We start from the raw sequence: 16,357 nt of genomic DNA on the forward strand, positions 1-16,357 counted from the left end.
GAGTCTGGGGGAGGCAACGGCGGGGCACCCGGAAACGGACCAACCCCTACTGCATCCGGGTCGCCCACTCGCGGACCTTGCGGATGCGTTCGCTCAGCTGGCCCGCCGTCGCCTCCGCGCTCGGTGGGCCGCCGCAGACGCGGCGGAGTTCCGTGTGGATCACGCCGTGCGGCTTGCCGCTCTGGTGGACGTACGCGCCGACAAGGGAGTTGAGCTGCTTGCGCAGTTCGAGGAGTTCCTTGTGGGTGACCACCGGCCGCCGCTCGGCGGGGAGTTCGAGGAGGTCCGCCTCGGTGTCCGGCCGCTTGCGGCTGTGCGCGATCTGCCGGGCCTGGCGCTTCTGCAGGAGCATCTGCACCTGGTCGGGTTCGAGCAGTCCGGGGATGCCCAGGTAGTCCTGCTCCTCCTCGCTGCCCGCGTGCGCCTGCATGCCGAACTCGGCGCCGTCGTAGAGCACCCGGTCGAAGACGGCGTCGGATTCGAGCGCCTCGAAGGACAGCTGGTCGTCCTCGCCGGTGTCCTCGTCCTGCTGCCGCTCGGCCTCGGCCATTTCCTTCTCGGACTCGGCGTACGGGTCCTCCTCGCCGTCCTTCTTCGGCTTGTCGAGGACGTGGTCGCGCTCGACCTCCATCTCGTTGGCGAAGGTCAGCAGCGTGGGGATGGTCGGCACGAAGACGGACGCGGTCTCGCCGCGCCGCCGGGAGCGCACGAAGCGCCCGACGGCCTGGGCGAAGAACAGCGGGGTGGAGATCGTCGTCGCGTAGACGCCGACCGCGAGGCGGGGCACGTCCACGCCCTCGGACACCATGCGGACGGCGACCATCCAGCGGGAGTCGGAGTGCGAGAAGTCGTCGATGCGCTGCGAGGCGCCGCTGTCGTCGGAGAGCACGAGCGTCGCGCCCTCGCCGGTGATCTCGCGGATGAGCTTGGCGTAGGCGCGGGCCGACTCCTGGTCGGAGGCGATGACGAGGGCGCCCGCGTCCGGTATGGCCTTGCGGACCTCGGTGAGGCGGCGGTCGGCGGCGCGCAGCACGTTCGGCATCCAGTCGCCGCGCGGGTCCAGGGCCGTGCGCCAGGCCTGCGAGACGGCGTCCTTGGTCATGGGCTCGCCGAGGCGCGCCTCCAGCTCGTCGCCCGCCTTGGTCCGCCAGCGCATGTTGCCGCTGTAGGAGAGGAAGATGACCGGCCGGACGACGCCGTCGGCGAGGGCGTTGCCGTAGCCGTAGGTGTAGTCGGCGGCGGAGCGGCGGATGCCGTCGTTGCCCTCTTCGTAGGTGACGAAGGGGATGGGGTTGGTGTCCGAGCGGAAGGGCGTGCCGGTCAGCGCGAGGCGCCGGGTCGCGGGCTCGAACGCCTCCATGCACGCCTCGCCCCAGGACTTGGAGTCACCGGCGTGGTGGATCTCGTCGAGGATGACGAGGGTCTTGCGCTGCTCGCAGCGGTTGCGGTGGAGCATGGGCCGCACGCCCACACCGGCGTAGGTGACGGCGACGCCGTGGTACTCCCGGCCGAGGGGGCCGGCGCTGTACTCGGGGTCGAGCTTGATGCCTATGCGGGCCGCGGCCTCCGCCCACTGCTTCTTGAGGTGCTCGGTGGGGGCCACGACGGTCACCTGCTGCACCACGTGGTGGTGCAGCAGCCAGGAGGCGAGGGTGAGCGCGAAGGTGGTCTTGCCGGCGCCGGGGGTGGCGACGGCGAGGAAGTCGCGGGGCTGTTCCTGTACGTACTTCCCCATCGCGCCCTCCTGCCAGGCGCGCAGCTTGTTCGCGGTACCCCAAGGCGCCCGGCCGGGGAAGGCGGGCGAGAGGTGGTGGTTGGCGGTGGTGGTAGTCACGGTCTCCGTCGGCTGGCTCGGCGATCGGCAACCGCGTCAGCCTACCCGCGTCGGCGGCGGAACCCGGGAGGGACGGCCCGCCCTCACCCGGCGGTGGGATCGAGGTCACAGTCCGCTCTCCCCCGGGAGGCCCGCTACCCCCGGGGCCGCAGCCGCGTCGTCACGTACGCGCCGACGAGGGCGACCGCCGCCATGGTGAGGAAGACCACGGCGAAGGCGGCCCCCGGCGCGGCCGCGCCGTCCGCGCCGCCGCCGAGGGCGGCGAAGAGGACGCCGCCAGCGCCGACGAGGGTGATGTTGCCGAGCGCGTCGGAGATCTGGAGGGAGGCCGCGTCGGATCCCTCCTCGCCGGGGTGGGAGAGCTTGAGCAGCAGCACGCTGCCGCCGGAGATCGTGAGCCCCATGCCGTAGCCGCCGACGGTCCACGCGACGGCGACGATCCACGCGGGCACGCCGCCGATCAGCGCGGTCGGGACCAGGGCGATGGCGACGGCTATGAGGAGCATGCCGAGCCCCATCAGCCGTTCGCGGTGGGGCGTAAGGCGCGGGCGGCTCATGGTGTACGAGCCGAGCGCCCAGGTCAGGCCGCCGCCGGTGAGGGAGAGCCCGGCCGTCGTGGCGGACAGGCCGCGGTCGGTCACCAGCATCAGCGGGATGAAGCTCTCCGTGCCGAGGAAGGCGCCCGCCGCGATGCCGCGCAGCAGGACGACGGACGGCAGCCCGCGGCCCGCGCGGAAGGTGCCCTTCGGCAGCAGCCGCAGGACGGCGGGGGCGAGGAGGCCGAGTCCGGCGGCGGCCGGGACGAGGGATACCCAGCGCAGGTCCTGCCCGGCGTACTGGAGCAGTCCGGCACCCGCCGCGACGGCGAGGGCGAGGAGGATGCGGCGCCGGTCCATGCCCTCGGTGCGCTCCCCTGCGGGGAGCTGGCGCAGTGCGGGCAGCATCACGGCGAGCGGCAGCAGGATCAGCACGGGGATGGACAGGAACACCCAGCGCCAGCCGATCTGCTCGGTCACCGTGCCCGACACCAGCGGGCCGACGATCACGGGCACCACCCAGGCGGCGGAGAAGGCGGCCACGATCGAGGGCCGCAGCCGCTCCGGGTAGGCGCGCCCGACCACGACGTACAGCGCGACGATGACCAGGCCGCCGCCGATGCCCTGGATGCCGCGGCCCGCCACGAACATCCACATCTGCTGGGCCGAGCCCGCGACGACGAGTCCGGTGCCGAAGGCGGCGATCCCCGTGAACAGGGGTGCCAGCGGGCCCGCCCGGTCGCACCACTCCCCCGAGAGGGTCATCGCGAACAGGCTCGCGGTGAAGAAGGCGGAGAAGGAGAAGGCGTAGAGCCCGATGCCGTCGAGGGCCCGGGCCGCGACGGGCATCGCGGTGGTGACCGCGCTCGCCTCGAAGGCGATGAGGGAGACGACGGAGATGATGCCGAACGTCAGCGCCCGGTAGGAGCGTCCGAGGACGCCTTGCGCCGCGTCCGCGTCCTGCGCGCTGTCGTTGGATATCTCGGCGGGTACGGAGACGGATATGGAGTCGGCTGTGCTCATCGCGTCAGGGGATTCGGCGGCGGTCATTGGTTCAGCGTAAGAACCGAAACGCGAATTGACGCCTGTCGCGGGAACCAGATCCGCTCGGTCTTCGGTCCTAGTTTCGACACCCGACGATCATGGTCTCGGCGATCTGAACTCGTCATGCTCATGCCATACAATTCGGCCTGGTCACCGCCCGCGGCGCCGCGCGCCCGGCGGGCCGACTCGGATCCACCGTCCGGCCGTCGGGCCGGGCGCAGCACATGGGGGAAACACCATTTCCATTCGGCATGCAATCGCCGCCGCGCTGGTCGTCTCCGGCGCACTCGCCCTGACCGCCTGCGGGCCGGACGACGGGGGCGGCAAGGCGTCCTCCGGTTCGTCCTCGTCCCCGGCCACGTCCGCCGCACAGAGCCCCGCCGCCAAGCCGGCGGACGGCGGCAGACCCGCGGACGGCGGCAAGTCCAAGGACCCCTGCGGGCCGCTGCCCAAGAGCCACAAGCTCATCTGGGTCCACAACGTCGAGGGCGCGATGGCCAACGTCGTCGCGCGGGACGCCAAGGTCTCCTGCAACACGGAGATGAACGAAGGCGCCTTCTACCACCCCGAAGGCCCGCTGAAGACCTACTCCTTCGACCCCGGCTCCAAGGTCACCGTCCTCGGCGAGAACGGCCCCGAGGTCCGCCCGGCGACCAACACCGACAAGACCCTCTCGGGCATCGGTCACGTCAAGGAGTGCGCGGACCCGGACCACAAGCAGTACGACAGCGGGCAGTCGAAGCAGAAGAGCACCGAGCACTGCGCCGGCCAGAACTACTACGAGGTGGCCGTGGGCCCGGACAACAAGATCACCGAAATGTCCGAGCGCTCCGGCTCGTAGGCGCGTCGGGCGAACGCGGCGGGACCTGGCCGTACGGCCAGGTCCCGCTTTCCCGTCGTCCCCGAGGCGTCACGTGCGTCTCCGAGGCGTCATGTGGTGAGCAGCACTCCCCCGTACGACGCCCCCGCGATCACCACCCACGAGCACAGCCCCAGCGCCGCGACCCGCCCGCCGGTCCGCACCAGCGTGGGCAGGTGCACCGCGCTGCCGAGCCCGAACAGGGCGGCCGCGAGCAGCAGTTCCTGAGCGTGCTGCGCGAGGCCGAGCGCCCCGCCCGGCACCCAGCCGGTGGTGCGCACGCCGACCATGGCGAGGAAGCCGAGGACGAAAAGGGGCACGAGCGCGGGCCGCTTGTCCGAAGGCGCCGCCTGCCGCCGCTTCCGTACGGACACCGCGACCGCCGCGACGAGCGGCGCGAGCAGCGCCACCCGCATCAGCTTGACCAGGACGGCGTCGGCGAGCGCCTCGGGACCCGCGGTCTGCGCGGTCGCCACGACCTGCCCGACGTCGTGCACCCCCGCGCCGACCCAGCGCCCGAACTGCGCGTCGTCCAGGCCGAGCGGGTGGTGGAGCAGCGGCAGTACGGCGATGGCGAGCGTGCCGCACAGCGTCACCAGCGCGACCGAGGTCGCCACGTCCTCCTCGTCGCTGCCGGACACCTCGCTGACGGCGCCGATCGCGGAGGCGCCGCAGATGGAGTAGCCGGTGGCGATCAGCAGCGGCTGGTCGCCGCGCAGCCCCAGCCGCCGCCCGAGCCACAGCGTCCCGAAGAACGTGGCCGCCACGACGGCGACCACCATCGCGACGGTGGCCCAGCCGAGCCCGAGCACGTCGCCGACGCTCAGCTTGAGGCCGAGCAGCACGATGCCGACACGCATCAGCCGCTTGCCCGCCAGCGTCAGCCCGGGCCGGCCCGCGCCGCGGACCCGGTCCCGTACGCCGGGGATGTGCGCGGCCGCGATGCCGAGCACGACGGCGGCGGTGAGCATGGGGACCGCGGGTACGAGCCGGTGGACGCCCCAGGCGACCGCGACACCGGCGGCGGCCATGGCGAGCCCGGGCAGCTTGCTCCGCGTGGCGGCGGAGGCCTGTGGTGCGGACGGCTTCGTACGGGGAGAGATCAGGGCCATCAGAGTTCGTCGGCCGGCAGGTCGTAGACGCGGCGGACGCTGCTGCCGAGGCGGGAGACGTCCGCGCCGTAGACGTGGATCGAGATGGCGGTGGACGAACAGGCGTTGCGCACCCGGTGGATGTCGCCCGGCGGCGCGAAGCCGCAGACGTCGCCCTGGGCGTTGACCACGTCCTCGGTCGCCACGAGGCGGGCCGTGGTGCCGTCGGGCACGAGGCGGTAGCGGCGTTCGCTCTCCGTCCCCTCGTGAACTCCCGTGACGCACCACGACACATGGTCGTGGATACACGTCTCCTGGCCGGGCAGCCAGACGAGCGCGACGATCGAGAAGCTGCCGTCGTGCTCCGCGTGCAGGATGTGCTGCCGGTAGCGGTCGGGGTCGCCCTCGCGCTGCTCGGGGGTGAGCAGATCGAAGGAGCCGAGGTGGGCCGCGAGCCGCTCGCCGACGAGGTATGCCGTCGTGTCGGGCGGCAGGCCGCGGCCGACGGCCTCGCGTACGTCGTCGACGAGCTGGTCGATCCGCGCGGTCGTCGGGGCTGCGGTGGGTGTGGTCATGCCTGCAGCGTCGGGCGCGGTGATCCATCAGTCCAACGACAGTTTCTTGACGGGAGGTAAAAGCGGGCTTATGGACCCAGCCCGTCCGGCGTTTGAGGACAGCGCGCGAAGCGTGCTTCGGGGGTCTGGGGGCTTGCCCCCAGTTTCGGGAAGGGGCGGGGTGGGGGAAAAGCCCGCCGCAGGCGCGCAGCCGGACGCCCGGCCAAAGGGATCAGCACCCGACCCGCCGCGCCGCCACAGCCTTGAGCTCGTCCAGGACAAGAACCGTCGCAGGGATGCGCAGATGCTCGCGAAGCACATACGCCGACACCTGCCGCCGCGACGCCGGATCCAGCGCCCGCCCAGTGATCTTGTCGTGGCGAAGAAAGGACAGCACAAGACCCGGCATCATGGCGACGCCCAGCCCCTCGGCGACCAGCGACTGCACGACAAGATTGTCGTCGGTGGTGAAGGCGATGTCGGGGGCGAAGCCCAGCTCCGCGCACTCGTGCAGAAAGTTCGTGCGGCAGCGCAGGCAGCCGGCGATCCAGCGCTCCTCCGCCAGGTCCGCGAGCTTGACCGCGCGGCGGCGGGCGAGCGGGTGCCCGGTGGGCATCAGGACCGTCAGCTGATCCTCCATCAGCCGTATCTCGACCACCTCGTCCGGCACCTGCTCGTGCAGGCCGGGGTAGGTGAAGGCGAGCGTGATGTCGCACTCCCCGCGCACGAGGCGGCGGATCGAGTCGGGCGGCTCGCCCTCCAGCAGCTCGACCCGGACACCCGGGTGGTCGGCCGCGAGCCGGGCCATCGCCTCCGGGATCAGGGTGGCGCTCGCGCTGGGAAACGCGCAGACCCGCACCCGCCCGGCCCGCAGCCGGGTCAGCGAACTCATCTGCTGCTGTGCCGCCGTCAGGCTGTCGAGGATCGTCTCCGCGTGCCGGGTGAGCGCCTCACCGGCGTCCGTGAGCCGCATCCGGCGGCCGACCCGCACGAAGAGCGGGGTCCCCACCGCGCGCTCCAGCGCCTTGATCTGCTGGGTGATCGCGGGCTGCGTATAACCGAGCGCGCGAGCGGCCGCGGAGTACGACCCGGCCGTGACCACCGCGTGGAACGTCTTGATGTGCCGGGTGTCGAACACACGCGAATCATAAGCGGAATTTGGGGGAGCAGGGGAGTGGGCGGGGAGTCACTTCTGGATCGACGGACTATTGGGGCAAGGTGGTCCTGTGCGGCATTACACCTCGTATGACTCGACAGAGCTGGCGTACCGCGTGCTGGAAGCGAAGGGCGGGGCCGGCGGGGAGACCATCGTCTGCCTGGCCGGCGGGCCGGGGCGGGACGCCGCGTACCTCGGCGATCTCGGCGGCCTCGACGCCCGCCACACCCTCGTCGTCCCCGACAGCCGCGGCACCGGCTCCTCACCGCCCTCCCCCGACCCGGGCGGCTACGCCTTCCCCGCGCTCGCCGAGGACCTGGAGGCGCTCCGCCGCCACCTCGGCCTGGAGCGGTTCGCCCTCCTCGCCCACGACGCCGCGTGCGCGACCGCCCAGGCGTACGCGGCGACCCACGCCGACCGGCTCGGCCACCTGATCCTGGTCACCCCCGGCTCCCGGCTCCAGGGCGAGCTCCCGGACGACGCCGAGCAGATCTTCGAGTCCCGCGCCACGGAGGACTGGTGGACGGACGCGTACGTCGCCGTGCACACGCTCCCCACGGCCACCGACATGGACCAGGTCCGCGACCTGCTACGGCGCGCGGCCCCCATGGCGTACGGCCGCTGGGACGCGCCCCAGCGCGCGCACGCCGCCGCGGAGGGCGACCAGCTGGGCCCGGTCCCCCGCGCCGGCTTCTGGCAGGGCGTCGACGAACCGTCCCGCCTCGCCCTGCTCCACGGCCTCCGCGACGTACGCTGCCCGGTGCTGGTCATCACCGGCGACCGCGACGCGATCACGGGCATGCGCGCGGGCGAACTCGTCGCGACCTCCTTCCCCGAGGCGGTCCTGCGCCCGCTGCACGAGGTCGGCCACTATCCGTGGGTGGACGAGCCGGATCTCTTCCGCCCACTGGTGGAGGAATTCCTGGCTTCCGACGCCGGATGAACGGGTTGTGTCAGTCGCATTGCACCCATTGCTCCCTCTCGGCCACCCCCTTACGCTCAAGGAGCAAGCACACAACACGGCCGTGTGCCCGAGTGGTTGAGGGACTCGCCTGCAAAGCGAGTTACGCCGGTTCGATTCCGGTCACGGCCTCTCAAATGAGTATCCGCGCGTGATGCGCATGGGTATCCGACCGGATGCCCGCCGCCCTCGTGCGGCCGTACGGTCCGGACATGACGAAGCGAGCCATGTTCCCCGCCCACCAGAGCCTGCCCAGCCCGCACGACCGCGACGGCGCCGGGACGGCGGCCCTGGTCCTCAGCCTGACGTCCCTCCTGCTCACGTGCACGGTCTGGGGAATCTTCCTCTCCGTCCCGGTCGGCATCGCCGCGATCATCTGCGGTGCGGTCGGCGTCGGCAGGGCGAAGCGCGGCGAGGCGAGCAACGGCCGCATGGCGCGTGTCGGTCTTGTTCTCGGCGCCGTGATCACGATCCCGACACTCGGCTTCCTGGTGTGGCTGATCAAGGGACTGCACGACGCCTATCCGACGTCCTGACTACGGCGAGGGCGGAGCGTCGTAGCCCACCGTATTGGTGGCCAGCTCCTCCGCCGTGATCTCTGTGGCCCAGCCCTCGGGCGGCTCCTGATAGGGGCTGCACGCACCGCAGTTGGGACAGGTCCACCGACCATGGATGCCCTGCACGACCGATCCGCACCCGCTGCACGTGTCGGTCGTGTGATACGGCTCGCCGGGCAGCGCGTGGGGGCGCCATGACTGCTCATCCATGGCGACAAGCGTCCCACGCGTCCACTACGTGATGTGTGCCGCATCGAAGTGCGCGACGATCTCCCGCCGGGCGGCCGCGCCTCCGTCGGCGTCGCCGTGCCGCCACGCGGACTTGAGGGCCGCGAACCACTCGACACATCGGGGGCAAGAGGGTTCGGCCTTAAGGGGTGTTGCGGGCGGCCCGCCCGCCGGAGGCATGAGCGGTGGAATCAGTACGACGCGCTCTCCCCACGAAACTGCTTCAACTCATCGGCGCGAGCGAGCCGCAACGCGTCCGCGCGAGCGAGCCATTCCCCTCCCCCGCCGGGCGGGCGAAGCCGTACGGCGGGGCCGTCACCAGCCACGAGTTCACCGACCCTTCCGCTGTCGGTGTCGACTACGTGCGCGCCGGAGCGGTACGTCATCTCCTTCATCGCGTTCGAACCTCCGGGTGTCCTGCTTGTCGCGGTCGGGGAGATCACCCAACGAGGCGCGACCACCACGGACACCGCGCTCGCCCCCAATCTGGTGACTCGCTCCTCCTGGGGCACCGAACCTTGATCCTGGGGGTCACGGCGGCCACAGGCGGACTGGCCGGGGCGATCCTCAGTACGGCAAACGGTGCCGAAGTGCTCTAGATTCTGGTGCAGTTGGGAATCGGTCCCCTGGGGCTGGCTCTGGCAGTTGGCTCTGTCCTCGCGTACGCAAGGAGACAGGCCTGAGTACGGCTACTCACACGGATGAGCAGCTGATCCCTGCTGTCGCGAGGACGCATCGGATGGAATCTCCATATGGAGACAACTCAGCCGGCAGCAGAGCCCGCCGCGAGCAAGGGAGCGAGCCGCCGTGTCATCGTGCGCCGCTGGGCCATCGGCCTGGTTTCGCTCGCCTTGATCGGATGGGGCGCCGTTTCTGTCCACGATTTTTACCAGGGCATGGCGGGCGGCCCCATACACACCGCTGACGAGTACCTCAAGCGCGACGTCCGGACGCGACAAGCCGGCAAGCGTGAGGTGGGCCAACTACGCTCCGGGGTAGGGGATCCCGAATCTTTCAGCGCGATTCTCAGCACCTCGTGCGTGGATGAGATCGGCTTCGACGGCAATGGCGTCACTCGCAATCGTCCCACCTACGAGTGGTCTCTCTCGTTCTCCGGCCGGGCCGCCTACCTGACACAGTTGAAGGAACTTCGAGCCGTCTGGAAGGACCGCGGCTGGAAGGTACGCGATACGACAGCCCAGGACTTCGGCCCCAACGAGGGCCTGTCCGGTATCAAGACCACCGACCCGGACGGCATCGCCATCACCCTCGCCCCTGACCCGTACTCCGTTGGCATGAGACTCACGACCGACGGCGGCTGCATTCGCCATCGTTCCGTACCGGAGCACCGCTCCTGAACGGATAGCACGAGCCCGCCCTCTGGGGCCTGACCACGGGAAGAGACAGCATCCTGCGGGTCCAGGCCCGCAAGTCCGCAACGATCGCACAGAAACTCGGCGGCGCAGCAGCGTCGTCGGCCCCGCGCCTCGCCGGAGCCATTAACCTGCCGCACCCTGATGCCAATACGGTCAAGCTCACGGCGAGCCACACGAATGGGAGGCGCTTGGCTCTCGCTGCCCGCTCAGTACTTACTGGGATCGACCCCCTGCGGCGCACGATAAGTCGGTGACGCCACGTTGAAGTTGATCAAATCCGCCTTCGAGGCGCCCGCCGCGCTCCCTTGCCTGGTACTCCTGATCAGCAGTTCAGCGGAGAGCGAGACACCATCCTTCTCATGCACAGCCGCGATCTCGAGCTGCTGCGCCTTGGAGTTGGCCGGGCCGTAGTGGGTGACACGCCAACCATTCCTGGGAAGGCCATCGCGGAGCCGTTGAAATCCTTGGGTCAGCTCATCGGGAGAGAGCTTCCAGACCGACCAGTCGTGTTGCATGGAGTACTTTCCGTCAGCCTGGTCGTAGGAGACAGCAGCCGGCCCTCCGGACGTCACCTCGCCATGCAATTGCGTAACGTCGAGAACCCCGCTGGACAGCCGACCGATCAGTGCCTCCGCATCCTTCGGATGCACCGTCCGCACGTCCTCGGAGGAGGCGCTCACCTCACGCGGTTCTTTCTTCTCAGTCACACTTCCACATCCCGATACGCAAACAGCCGCCAGCGAAACGGTCACCGCGATGCGCCGCAGTGAATACTGCCCACTACCCTCAGCCTTCTTGGCCATCACTTGAGCTTCACCTCGCCATACTGACCCACGATGACCCTTCCCTGGTTCTTGATGCTCAGACTGGGCTTGTCCGGCTTCCCGTCCTCACCTTCGGTATATTCCCAGTAACCGCTATGCCCTTCGGTGTCCGTAGCCATCTGCTGGGCACCAAATTTTGCATCATTCGGAATGACGAAGTCCGTCCCTTCCCAGTGCCCGTGGACGTACTTCCCAAAGTCACCCACATCATCATCTCCATTTTCTGCATGCTCGTTCCATACATGCCCCTTGGGAACGTCCATGTCGGCGGCGCGACCGACTTGGACTCCGGGACTTCCCGCGAATACGACATCATCCGCCGACAGATACCCTTGCCGCGCCGCCGATCCGGTGACCGTCGTACCGTAGCTGTGCGCCACAACGGTCATATGCTCATTTACGTCCGATGCGTGAGAAGCGCGCAATCCGGAAACAAACTGGTTGACCGACCCCGCAGCATTATCCGCATAGCTGCTGTGCGAAGCATCCTGTTTCACACGCTGCGGCGCTTCGTAGCCGTACCAGGAAATGGTCGATATCTTCTGGTCGGGCGCAAGAGCGGCACTGGTTCGCCAGAGCTTGTCGGAACGCCCGAGACCGTCCTCTATTTTTTCGAGGCGAGATCCGGTTCCCGGAACATAGACGGCCGTGTGCTGGGCATAGTCAGGATTCCCATTGGCAACGACTGCATGGCCGCGTCCATTCGTATCAAAACTCAAGAGATACGGCTCCGGGAGCCCCTTCTTGGTCGTGTTGACCAAACGCTCCTGAAGAGCCTCGATCCCGTCTTTGATCCCTTCGACGCGCTCTTTCTCTCTCTTCCATTCCTTCCATTCATCCCTGACTCGCCACTCACCCCGTGTCCTGCGTTCATATTGCTTGGGCTCATGCGTCTCGAGGTAGCGAAAGCGCTGCTCAATGTCCGCCTGGTCCTGCGTGATGACCAAGCGGTTTGCCTGATCACGGACAGTGGCGGGGAGGCCGTCAAGAGCCCCCACGCTGGCCGGGAAGAGAGCAACGTATTCATCTCTTTCCGCCTGAGTGCGCCTCGCCCACCACTCGGCGTTCTCCTTGGGCGACTTGCCCTTGGGGATCTTGTCCTCTGAGAAGTGCTTGCCCGCCGCGGCGCGGACATCCTTGATGTCGCGGGCCACGTCGGCCCAATCGGTCTGATCCAGCTTGCCGTTGGTGTTGAGCTTGCTCAGCGCCTTGGCGTAGCGGCCGTCTATCTCCGCCGCGTCTTGGACCGCCGCCGCGATGCGATCGGCGATCTCCTGCGCCTTGGCCTGGTTGGGGTCCGGCTTCCCGATCAACGGAACGTTCCCGGAGCGTGCCGGCTGTTGGACGAACGGGACCTTTGTCGCCTCTGTCGTCGGGTACTTGACCGAGCCGTCCGGATTGACCGTGAACTTCAGGTCCGCCGCGTCTTTGAGCGCCTGCTTCAGCTTGTTCTGCGGGCCCTCCAGCTCTTCGGCCAGACCGCTCAGCGCTGTGCGGATGAGGCCGCACTCGGCGTGGATGTACTGGTAGTTCTTGCTCAGCCGGGTGAGGTTCTGGAGGGCACTAGTCGCGGCATCGCCCTTCTGCGTGCCGCGCAGCGTGGCCAGCATTTCACCTTCCACCCGGCCCATCGCCGTGCTGGCGCGGTTGCTCACCCTGGACCAAGCGTCCGCCGCCTTGGTGAACTTGGATCTGTCCAACTTGGTCAGTTCGTCGATCGTGACCATGGGGGATCAGTGCCCCTGCTTCGGCTGGCTGTAGGCGTCGATCTTCGACTTGGTCGCGTCGAACAACTCCTGCACCTTGACGTCGTTCTCGCCGAACTTCGTCCCCACCGTCTTCAAAGTGCCGTCAAGCCCGTGGCACTCATCGCGCACGGCGCCGAGCCTGTCGCCCCAGCCACCGAGTATTCCGCTCAGTGCCGACGCGCTCGCGAAGCCCGTCGTTCCCGATTTGATGCCGTCGTGGGCGTGCTCGAGGTCCGTGAGAGCGGACTTCATGTCCTCGTGCAGCTCGCCCGCGACGCCTCCGGCGGTGGTCCAGGGCTTTTGGCTCGCCTTGTGCGTGCCGCTGTCTCCTCCGGCGGAGGCCAGGCGTATTCGGGCATCGGACATCGTGAGGGCTCCCCCTGTGGGACGGGCAAGGTGAAAGTGATGGGTTGTTCAGATTCCGCGGCGGCGGGCGATCAGAATCGGGACGGTGATGACTGCGCCGAGCACGACGGCGGCGCCGATTCCCCAGGCGATCCAGGTGAGGTTCGGACCGTCGTCGCCCTTGGGGGCGGCGGCCTGCTTCTGTACCTTTCCGGCGGCGGACTTCGATTCCGGTCCCGGAAGCGGGCTCACGTCGGCCGGGCCGGGGTCGCCCGGGTCCTTGAGGGCGATGCGGGGGCGGACTGCCCCGTAGCCGATCAAGTCCGTGCGCTTTTGGCCGCTTTCGGGCCCGCCGGCGGTGTTGATCAGGACGCGGGTGATCTGGTTGGCGGTCCAGGTGGGGTGGACGGACCAGATGAGGGCGGCGGAGGCGGAGGCGATGGCGGTGGCGTCGCTGGTGCCGTGGCCCTTGCACAGCTGAGTGCCGCCTGCGCATGCGGACACCATCTCGTCGCCGGGGGCGGCGAGGGTCACTTGCGGCCCGTGCTCCGACTCCTTCGTCGAAGTGCCATCTCGGCCGATGGCTGCCACTCCGATGACTCCTGGCGTGGCTGCCGGGTACTGAACGGGGTTACCTTTCTCGCCACTGTTGCCCACGGCTGCGAAGATCAGCTTCCCTCGTTGCAAGGCGTACCGGACAGCCTCCGAAATCTGCGGACTGTCGTTCTGCTGGCTCATGGAGATATTGAGGATCTTCGCTTCACTGTCGGCCGCATAACGAATGGCCGCGCTCACAGACGCTGAAAAGTCTCGGGAATCCTCTGCTTCATTCCTTGCCTGGGTGCCATCGGTCACGCGCAGTGGCAGGATCTTGGTGCCCGGCGCAAGGCCGAACGAGCCACTTCCGTTTGCTCGTTTGCCCGTCCCCGCGATCAGCGCAGCCATTGCTGTCCCGTGGTCGTACGCATCCCTGTGCGCTCCGCCTGCCTGCCCCGAGAAGTCCTTGCCCTCGAGCACCTGGCCTTGAAGATCCGGCAGCGAGTCGTCCACCCCGGTATCAATCACCGCAACCGTGACGCCCTCACCGGTGCTCACTTTCCACATCTCGTCGGCGTGCATTGCGTCGAGATGCCACTGCTGCGAACGGACGGTCTCTGCTTGTGCTGGCGTGGCGGCCACTCCCGCAGTCAGCAACATCGCGAGTGCCCAGCCGGTTCCCAGCCGTTTCTTCCTGGCCCACATACACATTCCTCTTGAAGGAGACCGCATGCGGTCACTCGATGACCGGCGGAACCACACGTCGATGGCCCTGGGACCACGTCTCCTCGTCCTCGACGAGGTAGTCAGGTCGCTGTCCGCGACGCCCGCGTTGGGATGCCGAACCAGGAACGCCGGACACAGGAACCGGGCCGCCACGCGCGGCTCCGGCGGATGCGGCACCGGCTGAAGTCGCCTGGCTGCCCCGCGGCAAACCGGTCCCCCCAGGCGTGAACGGTCGACCGATAGACCCCCCGGAACTGCTTCCGGGACCACCGACCGGGCGCCCCCCGACGACACCCGGCTCCCCACCGACGACCGTCCTCCGCGGGATCTGACCAGTGGGACGTTCCGGACCAAGCGGCAAAGGGCTGCCACCGACAACACCCGGGCCCCCAGCACGCGGTACGGCTGGGGCAGGGAACACACCCGTCTGGCTCTGTCGTCCTGGACCGGACGGACGTACCGACGGACGGACGACTCCGATGGTCGGTCCCGTGGTCCCGAGACCAGGTTGAACCAATGGAGGTACGGGCAGGTGCGGTTGGCGGACCACGCCATCTGCGTTTACCCCGGGCGACCATCCGCCCGGCGCGCCCGAAGGCAGCACACTGGGGGCCGTCGGCAACGGAGTAACACTATCGATCTCCGTACCGACAGGGCGCTGAAGGTGGGACGCTGCGTGCCCGATCCCACTGGCGCCCTCCCTCGACGACGCGGCTACGTAGCCGCTTTCTCGGGCGTTCGGCACGACAGCTCCATCCGCGGCACCGTGACTGGCGGAGCCCTGAGCACCTCTGGAAGACGGCTGCGGCAGGTACTCGAAACTACTGTTCGGGTCGATCGGCGGCGGCATCACTGCACCCGGCGCCGGCGGAAACTGCGGCCTCTCCGCCCTCATCAACTGCACGCCCGACGCGTTATAAGACTCCGACAACTTCTTCAGCAACTCCGCCGCATGCATGTGGTCGTCATGCAACCGCTTCTGCGCCTCATAAGCCTGGCGCTGCGAAGGCGCCGACCCGACAGCCGGCATGTCGACCAGAGGCTCCTGGATTACCCGCATATTCGGCGGTTGGGCGTTCAAATACGCATCCACCGTCGCCTTCGACGCCGCCGAATACTTCGGCATGTCGCGCTTCACCTGGCCAAGAGTGACCGCGGCATGGTTCATCCACGTGCCCGCGTTCTCCGCGTAATGGCCCAGTCGCAGCGTCGCGTTGGACATCCGGGAGCCCCAGCCGCGGAATGCCTCGCCGCCCTCGCCCTGCCAGTGGACGCGGTCCATGTGTTTCTTGAGGTCGTCGCCGAGTTCCTTGATGGCGGTGGAGGCCGCCGTCAGGTGGTGGGCGAGGTCGGTGACCTTCTGGGCGTCGGCGGGTTCGACCATCGCCTGGAGTTGTTCGTGGGGGATCGACGTGAAGTCGTAGGCGGCGAAGGGGGACGGGAACTGGCGGCGCGGGTCGGCGGGGTTGGCCAAGGGGGAATCGGGCACGGTCACAGCCTTCCCTTGCCGTCGCCGGTCGCCGAGTGCGGCGCGTACGGATCCGCGCCGGGGTCGTACTGCTGCTTGACGCGGTTCTGGATCTCCCACATGCGGGCGCGCTGGTCCTCGTCCGTATTGGCGTAGGAGACGCCGGAACCGTGCACGGCCAGGCTCAGGAACTCGATCTGGTCGGCGAGCAGTTTGGAGAGAGTCTCCAGCTGCTGGTGCACGTCGTTGAAGGCGCCGTAGAGCGCGTGGGCGGCGTTGAAGCCCGTGCCCAGGTGGGCGCCGGTCAGGCGGGTGTCGGCGATGCGGCCCGGTGCCGCGTCGGAGTCTCCCAGGGTGGTGAGGAGTTCGTCGACGCGGCCCTTGAAGGTCCTGAGGGACGCCAGTTCGGCGACGAGGCCGCCCGAAGGATCCGTACTCACGCGCGTCCCACCACTGTCTTCCCCAACCACCCGACGGCACATGTAACTTCCGGCTACACATTAACGTCGGGCA

Annotated in this window: 17 protein-coding genes and 1 tRNA gene; 6 read left to right on the forward strand and 12 right to left on the reverse strand. The window is 68.7% G+C overall.

Translation table 11 applies throughout. From position 1 onward, the window contains the following. Positions 1–46: 46 nt before the first annotated feature. On the reverse strand, positions 47–1,834 hold the full coding sequence (locus DXZ73_RS18085; RefSeq protein WP_116212034.1) for a DEAD/DEAH box helicase: 1,788 nt from the start codon (positions 1,832–1,834) through the stop codon (positions 47–49). A gap of 134 nt (positions 1,835–1,968) precedes the next feature. Next, complete coding sequence (locus DXZ73_RS18090) at positions 1,969–3,420, reverse strand: MFS transporter (protein WP_116212035.1); 1,452 nt, start codon at positions 3,418–3,420, stop codon at positions 1,969–1,971. Between the two features lie 487 nt (positions 3,421–3,907). On the opposite strand from DXZ73_RS18090, the gene DXZ73_RS38195 reads away from it, so the two are divergent. Next, positions 3,908–4,255 carry a hypothetical protein gene (locus DXZ73_RS38195; protein WP_162890238.1) on the forward strand — a complete coding sequence of 116 codons (348 nt, stop codon included), beginning with the start codon at positions 3,908–3,910 and terminating at the stop codon, positions 4,253–4,255. An 89-nt stretch (positions 4,256–4,344) separates the two neighbouring features. Here DXZ73_RS38195 and DXZ73_RS18100 read toward each other — a convergent pair whose 3' ends face one another. From DXZ73_RS18100 to DXZ73_RS18110, 3 genes are all read right to left on the reverse strand, one after another. Then, positions 4,345–5,385 carry a YeiH family protein gene (locus DXZ73_RS18100; RefSeq protein ID WP_116212036.1) on the reverse strand — a complete coding sequence of 347 codons (1,041 nt, stop codon included), beginning with the start codon at positions 5,383–5,385 and terminating at the stop codon, positions 4,345–4,347. Continuing rightward, the gene (locus DXZ73_RS18105; RefSeq protein ID WP_116212037.1) at positions 5,385–5,939 is read right to left on the reverse strand and encodes a cysteine dioxygenase family protein; all 555 of its coding nucleotides are present in this window, start codon (positions 5,937–5,939) and stop codon (positions 5,385–5,387) included. The genes DXZ73_RS18100 and DXZ73_RS18105 overlap by 1 nt, the downstream gene beginning before the upstream one ends. A gap of 211 nt (positions 5,940–6,150) precedes the next feature. Beyond that, entirely contained in the window at positions 6,151–7,056 is a 906-nt protein-coding gene (locus DXZ73_RS18110; RefSeq protein WP_116212038.1) for a LysR family transcriptional regulator, read from the reverse strand. An 88-nt stretch (positions 7,057–7,144) separates the two neighbouring features. Between DXZ73_RS18110 and DXZ73_RS18115 the strand changes: the two genes are divergently transcribed. From DXZ73_RS18115 to DXZ73_RS18125, 3 genes are all read left to right on the forward strand, one after another. Then, positions 7,145–8,017 (forward strand): alpha/beta fold hydrolase, encoded by an 873-nt coding sequence (locus DXZ73_RS18115; protein WP_116212039.1) that lies wholly within the window; start codon positions 7,145–7,147, stop codon positions 8,015–8,017. A 78-nt stretch (positions 8,018–8,095) separates the two neighbouring features. Beyond that, positions 8,096–8,167, forward strand: a tRNA-Cys gene (locus DXZ73_RS18120). A gap of 80 nt (positions 8,168–8,247) precedes the next feature. Then, positions 8,248–8,571 (forward strand): DUF4190 domain-containing protein, encoded by a 324-nt coding sequence (locus DXZ73_RS18125; RefSeq protein WP_162890239.1) that lies wholly within the window; start codon positions 8,248–8,250, stop codon positions 8,569–8,571. Here the strand turns inward: DXZ73_RS18125 and DXZ73_RS38200 are convergent, their stop codons facing one another. Continuing rightward, complete coding sequence (locus DXZ73_RS38200) at positions 8,572–8,802, reverse strand: hypothetical protein (protein ID WP_162890240.1); 231 nt, start codon at positions 8,800–8,802, stop codon at positions 8,572–8,574. Between the two features lie 369 nt (positions 8,803–9,171). Between DXZ73_RS38200 and DXZ73_RS38205 the strand changes: the two genes are divergently transcribed. Then, the gene (locus DXZ73_RS38205; RefSeq protein ID WP_162890241.1) at positions 9,172–9,342 is read left to right on the forward strand and encodes a hypothetical protein; all 171 of its coding nucleotides are present in this window, start codon (positions 9,172–9,174) and stop codon (positions 9,340–9,342) included. A 230-nt stretch (positions 9,343–9,572) separates the two neighbouring features. Continuing rightward, complete coding sequence (locus DXZ73_RS18135) at positions 9,573–10,178, forward strand: hypothetical protein (protein WP_116212041.1); 606 nt, start codon at positions 9,573–9,575, stop codon at positions 10,176–10,178. Positions 10,179–10,402: 224 nt separating this feature from the next. Here the strand turns inward: DXZ73_RS18135 and DXZ73_RS38210 are convergent, their stop codons facing one another. From DXZ73_RS38210 to DXZ73_RS18160, 6 genes are read right to left on the reverse strand one after another with little or no spacing between them, the layout of a single operon-like run. Continuing rightward, positions 10,403–10,999 carry a hypothetical protein gene (locus DXZ73_RS38210; protein ID WP_162890242.1) on the reverse strand — a complete coding sequence of 199 codons (597 nt, stop codon included), beginning with the start codon at positions 10,997–10,999 and terminating at the stop codon, positions 10,403–10,405. Then, positions 10,999–12,747 carry an alpha/beta hydrolase gene (locus tag DXZ73_RS18145; RefSeq protein WP_116212042.1) on the reverse strand — a complete coding sequence of 583 codons (1,749 nt, stop codon included), beginning with the start codon at positions 12,745–12,747 and terminating at the stop codon, positions 10,999–11,001. Before DXZ73_RS18145 ends, DXZ73_RS38210 begins: the two co-directional genes overlap by 1 nt. Before the next feature lie 6 nt (positions 12,748–12,753). Beyond that, positions 12,754–13,134, reverse strand: coding sequence for a hypothetical protein (locus tag DXZ73_RS18150; RefSeq protein ID WP_116212043.1), 381 nt, complete (start codon positions 13,132–13,134; stop codon positions 12,754–12,756). A 48-nt stretch (positions 13,135–13,182) separates the two neighbouring features. Beyond that, on the reverse strand, positions 13,183–14,355 hold the full coding sequence (mycP, locus tag DXZ73_RS18155; protein WP_240351398.1) for a type VII secretion-associated serine protease mycosin: 1,173 nt from the start codon (positions 14,353–14,355) through the stop codon (positions 13,183–13,185). Between the two features lie 31 nt (positions 14,356–14,386). After that, positions 14,387–15,871 carry a WXG100 family type VII secretion target gene (locus DXZ73_RS38215; RefSeq protein WP_162890243.1) on the reverse strand — a complete coding sequence of 495 codons (1,485 nt, stop codon included), beginning with the start codon at positions 15,869–15,871 and terminating at the stop codon, positions 14,387–14,389. Next, positions 15,868–16,284: a hypothetical protein gene (locus tag DXZ73_RS18160; protein WP_116212045.1), complete on the reverse strand. Its 417-nt coding sequence runs from the start codon at positions 16,282–16,284 to the stop codon at positions 15,868–15,870. The genes DXZ73_RS38215 and DXZ73_RS18160 overlap by 4 nt, the downstream gene beginning before the upstream one ends. Between the last annotated feature and the right edge of the window lie 73 nt (positions 16,285–16,357).

Source organism: Streptoverticillium olivoreticuli subsp. olivoreticuli (assembly GCF_003391135.1).
Lineage (GTDB): Bacteria > Actinomycetota > Actinomycetes > Streptomycetales > Streptomycetaceae > Streptomyces > Streptomyces blastmyceticus.

Bases quoted from the DNA above. Each gene is read 5' to 3' on its own strand.
- DXZ73_RS18145 (WP_116212042.1), bottom strand. From the start codon at position 12,747: ATGGTCACGATCGACGAACTGACCAAGTTGGACAGATCCAAGTTCACC.
- DXZ73_RS38200 (WP_162890240.1), bottom strand. From the start codon at position 8,802: ATGGATGAGCAGTCATGGCGCCCCCACGCGCTGCCCGGCGAGCCGTAT.
- DXZ73_RS18090 (WP_116212035.1), bottom strand. From the start codon at position 3,420: ATGACCGCCGCCGAATCCCCTGACGCGATGAGCACAGCCGACTCCATA.
- DXZ73_RS18135 (WP_116212041.1), top strand. From the start codon at position 9,573: ATGGAGACAACTCAGCCGGCAGCAGAGCCCGCCGCGAGCAAGGGAGCG.
- DXZ73_RS18150 (WP_116212043.1), bottom strand. From the start codon at position 13,134: ATGTCCGATGCCCGAATACGCCTGGCCTCCGCCGGAGGAGACAGCGGC.
- DXZ73_RS18100 (WP_116212036.1), bottom strand. From the start codon at position 5,385: ATGGCCCTGATCTCTCCCCGTACGAAGCCGTCCGCACCACAGGCCTCC.
- DXZ73_RS38195 (WP_162890238.1), top strand. From the start codon at position 3,908: ATGGCCAACGTCGTCGCGCGGGACGCCAAGGTCTCCTGCAACACGGAG.
- DXZ73_RS38210 (WP_162890242.1), bottom strand. From the start codon at position 10,999: ATGGCCAAGAAGGCTGAGGGTAGTGGGCAGTATTCACTGCGGCGCATC.
- DXZ73_RS18105 (WP_116212037.1), bottom strand. From the start codon at position 5,939: ATGACCACACCCACCGCAGCCCCGACGACCGCGCGGATCGACCAGCTC.
- DXZ73_RS18125 (WP_162890239.1), top strand. From the start codon at position 8,248: ATGACGAAGCGAGCCATGTTCCCCGCCCACCAGAGCCTGCCCAGCCCG.
- mycP (WP_240351398.1), bottom strand. From the start codon at position 14,355: ATGTGGGCCAGGAAGAAACGGCTGGGAACCGGCTGGGCACTCGCGATG.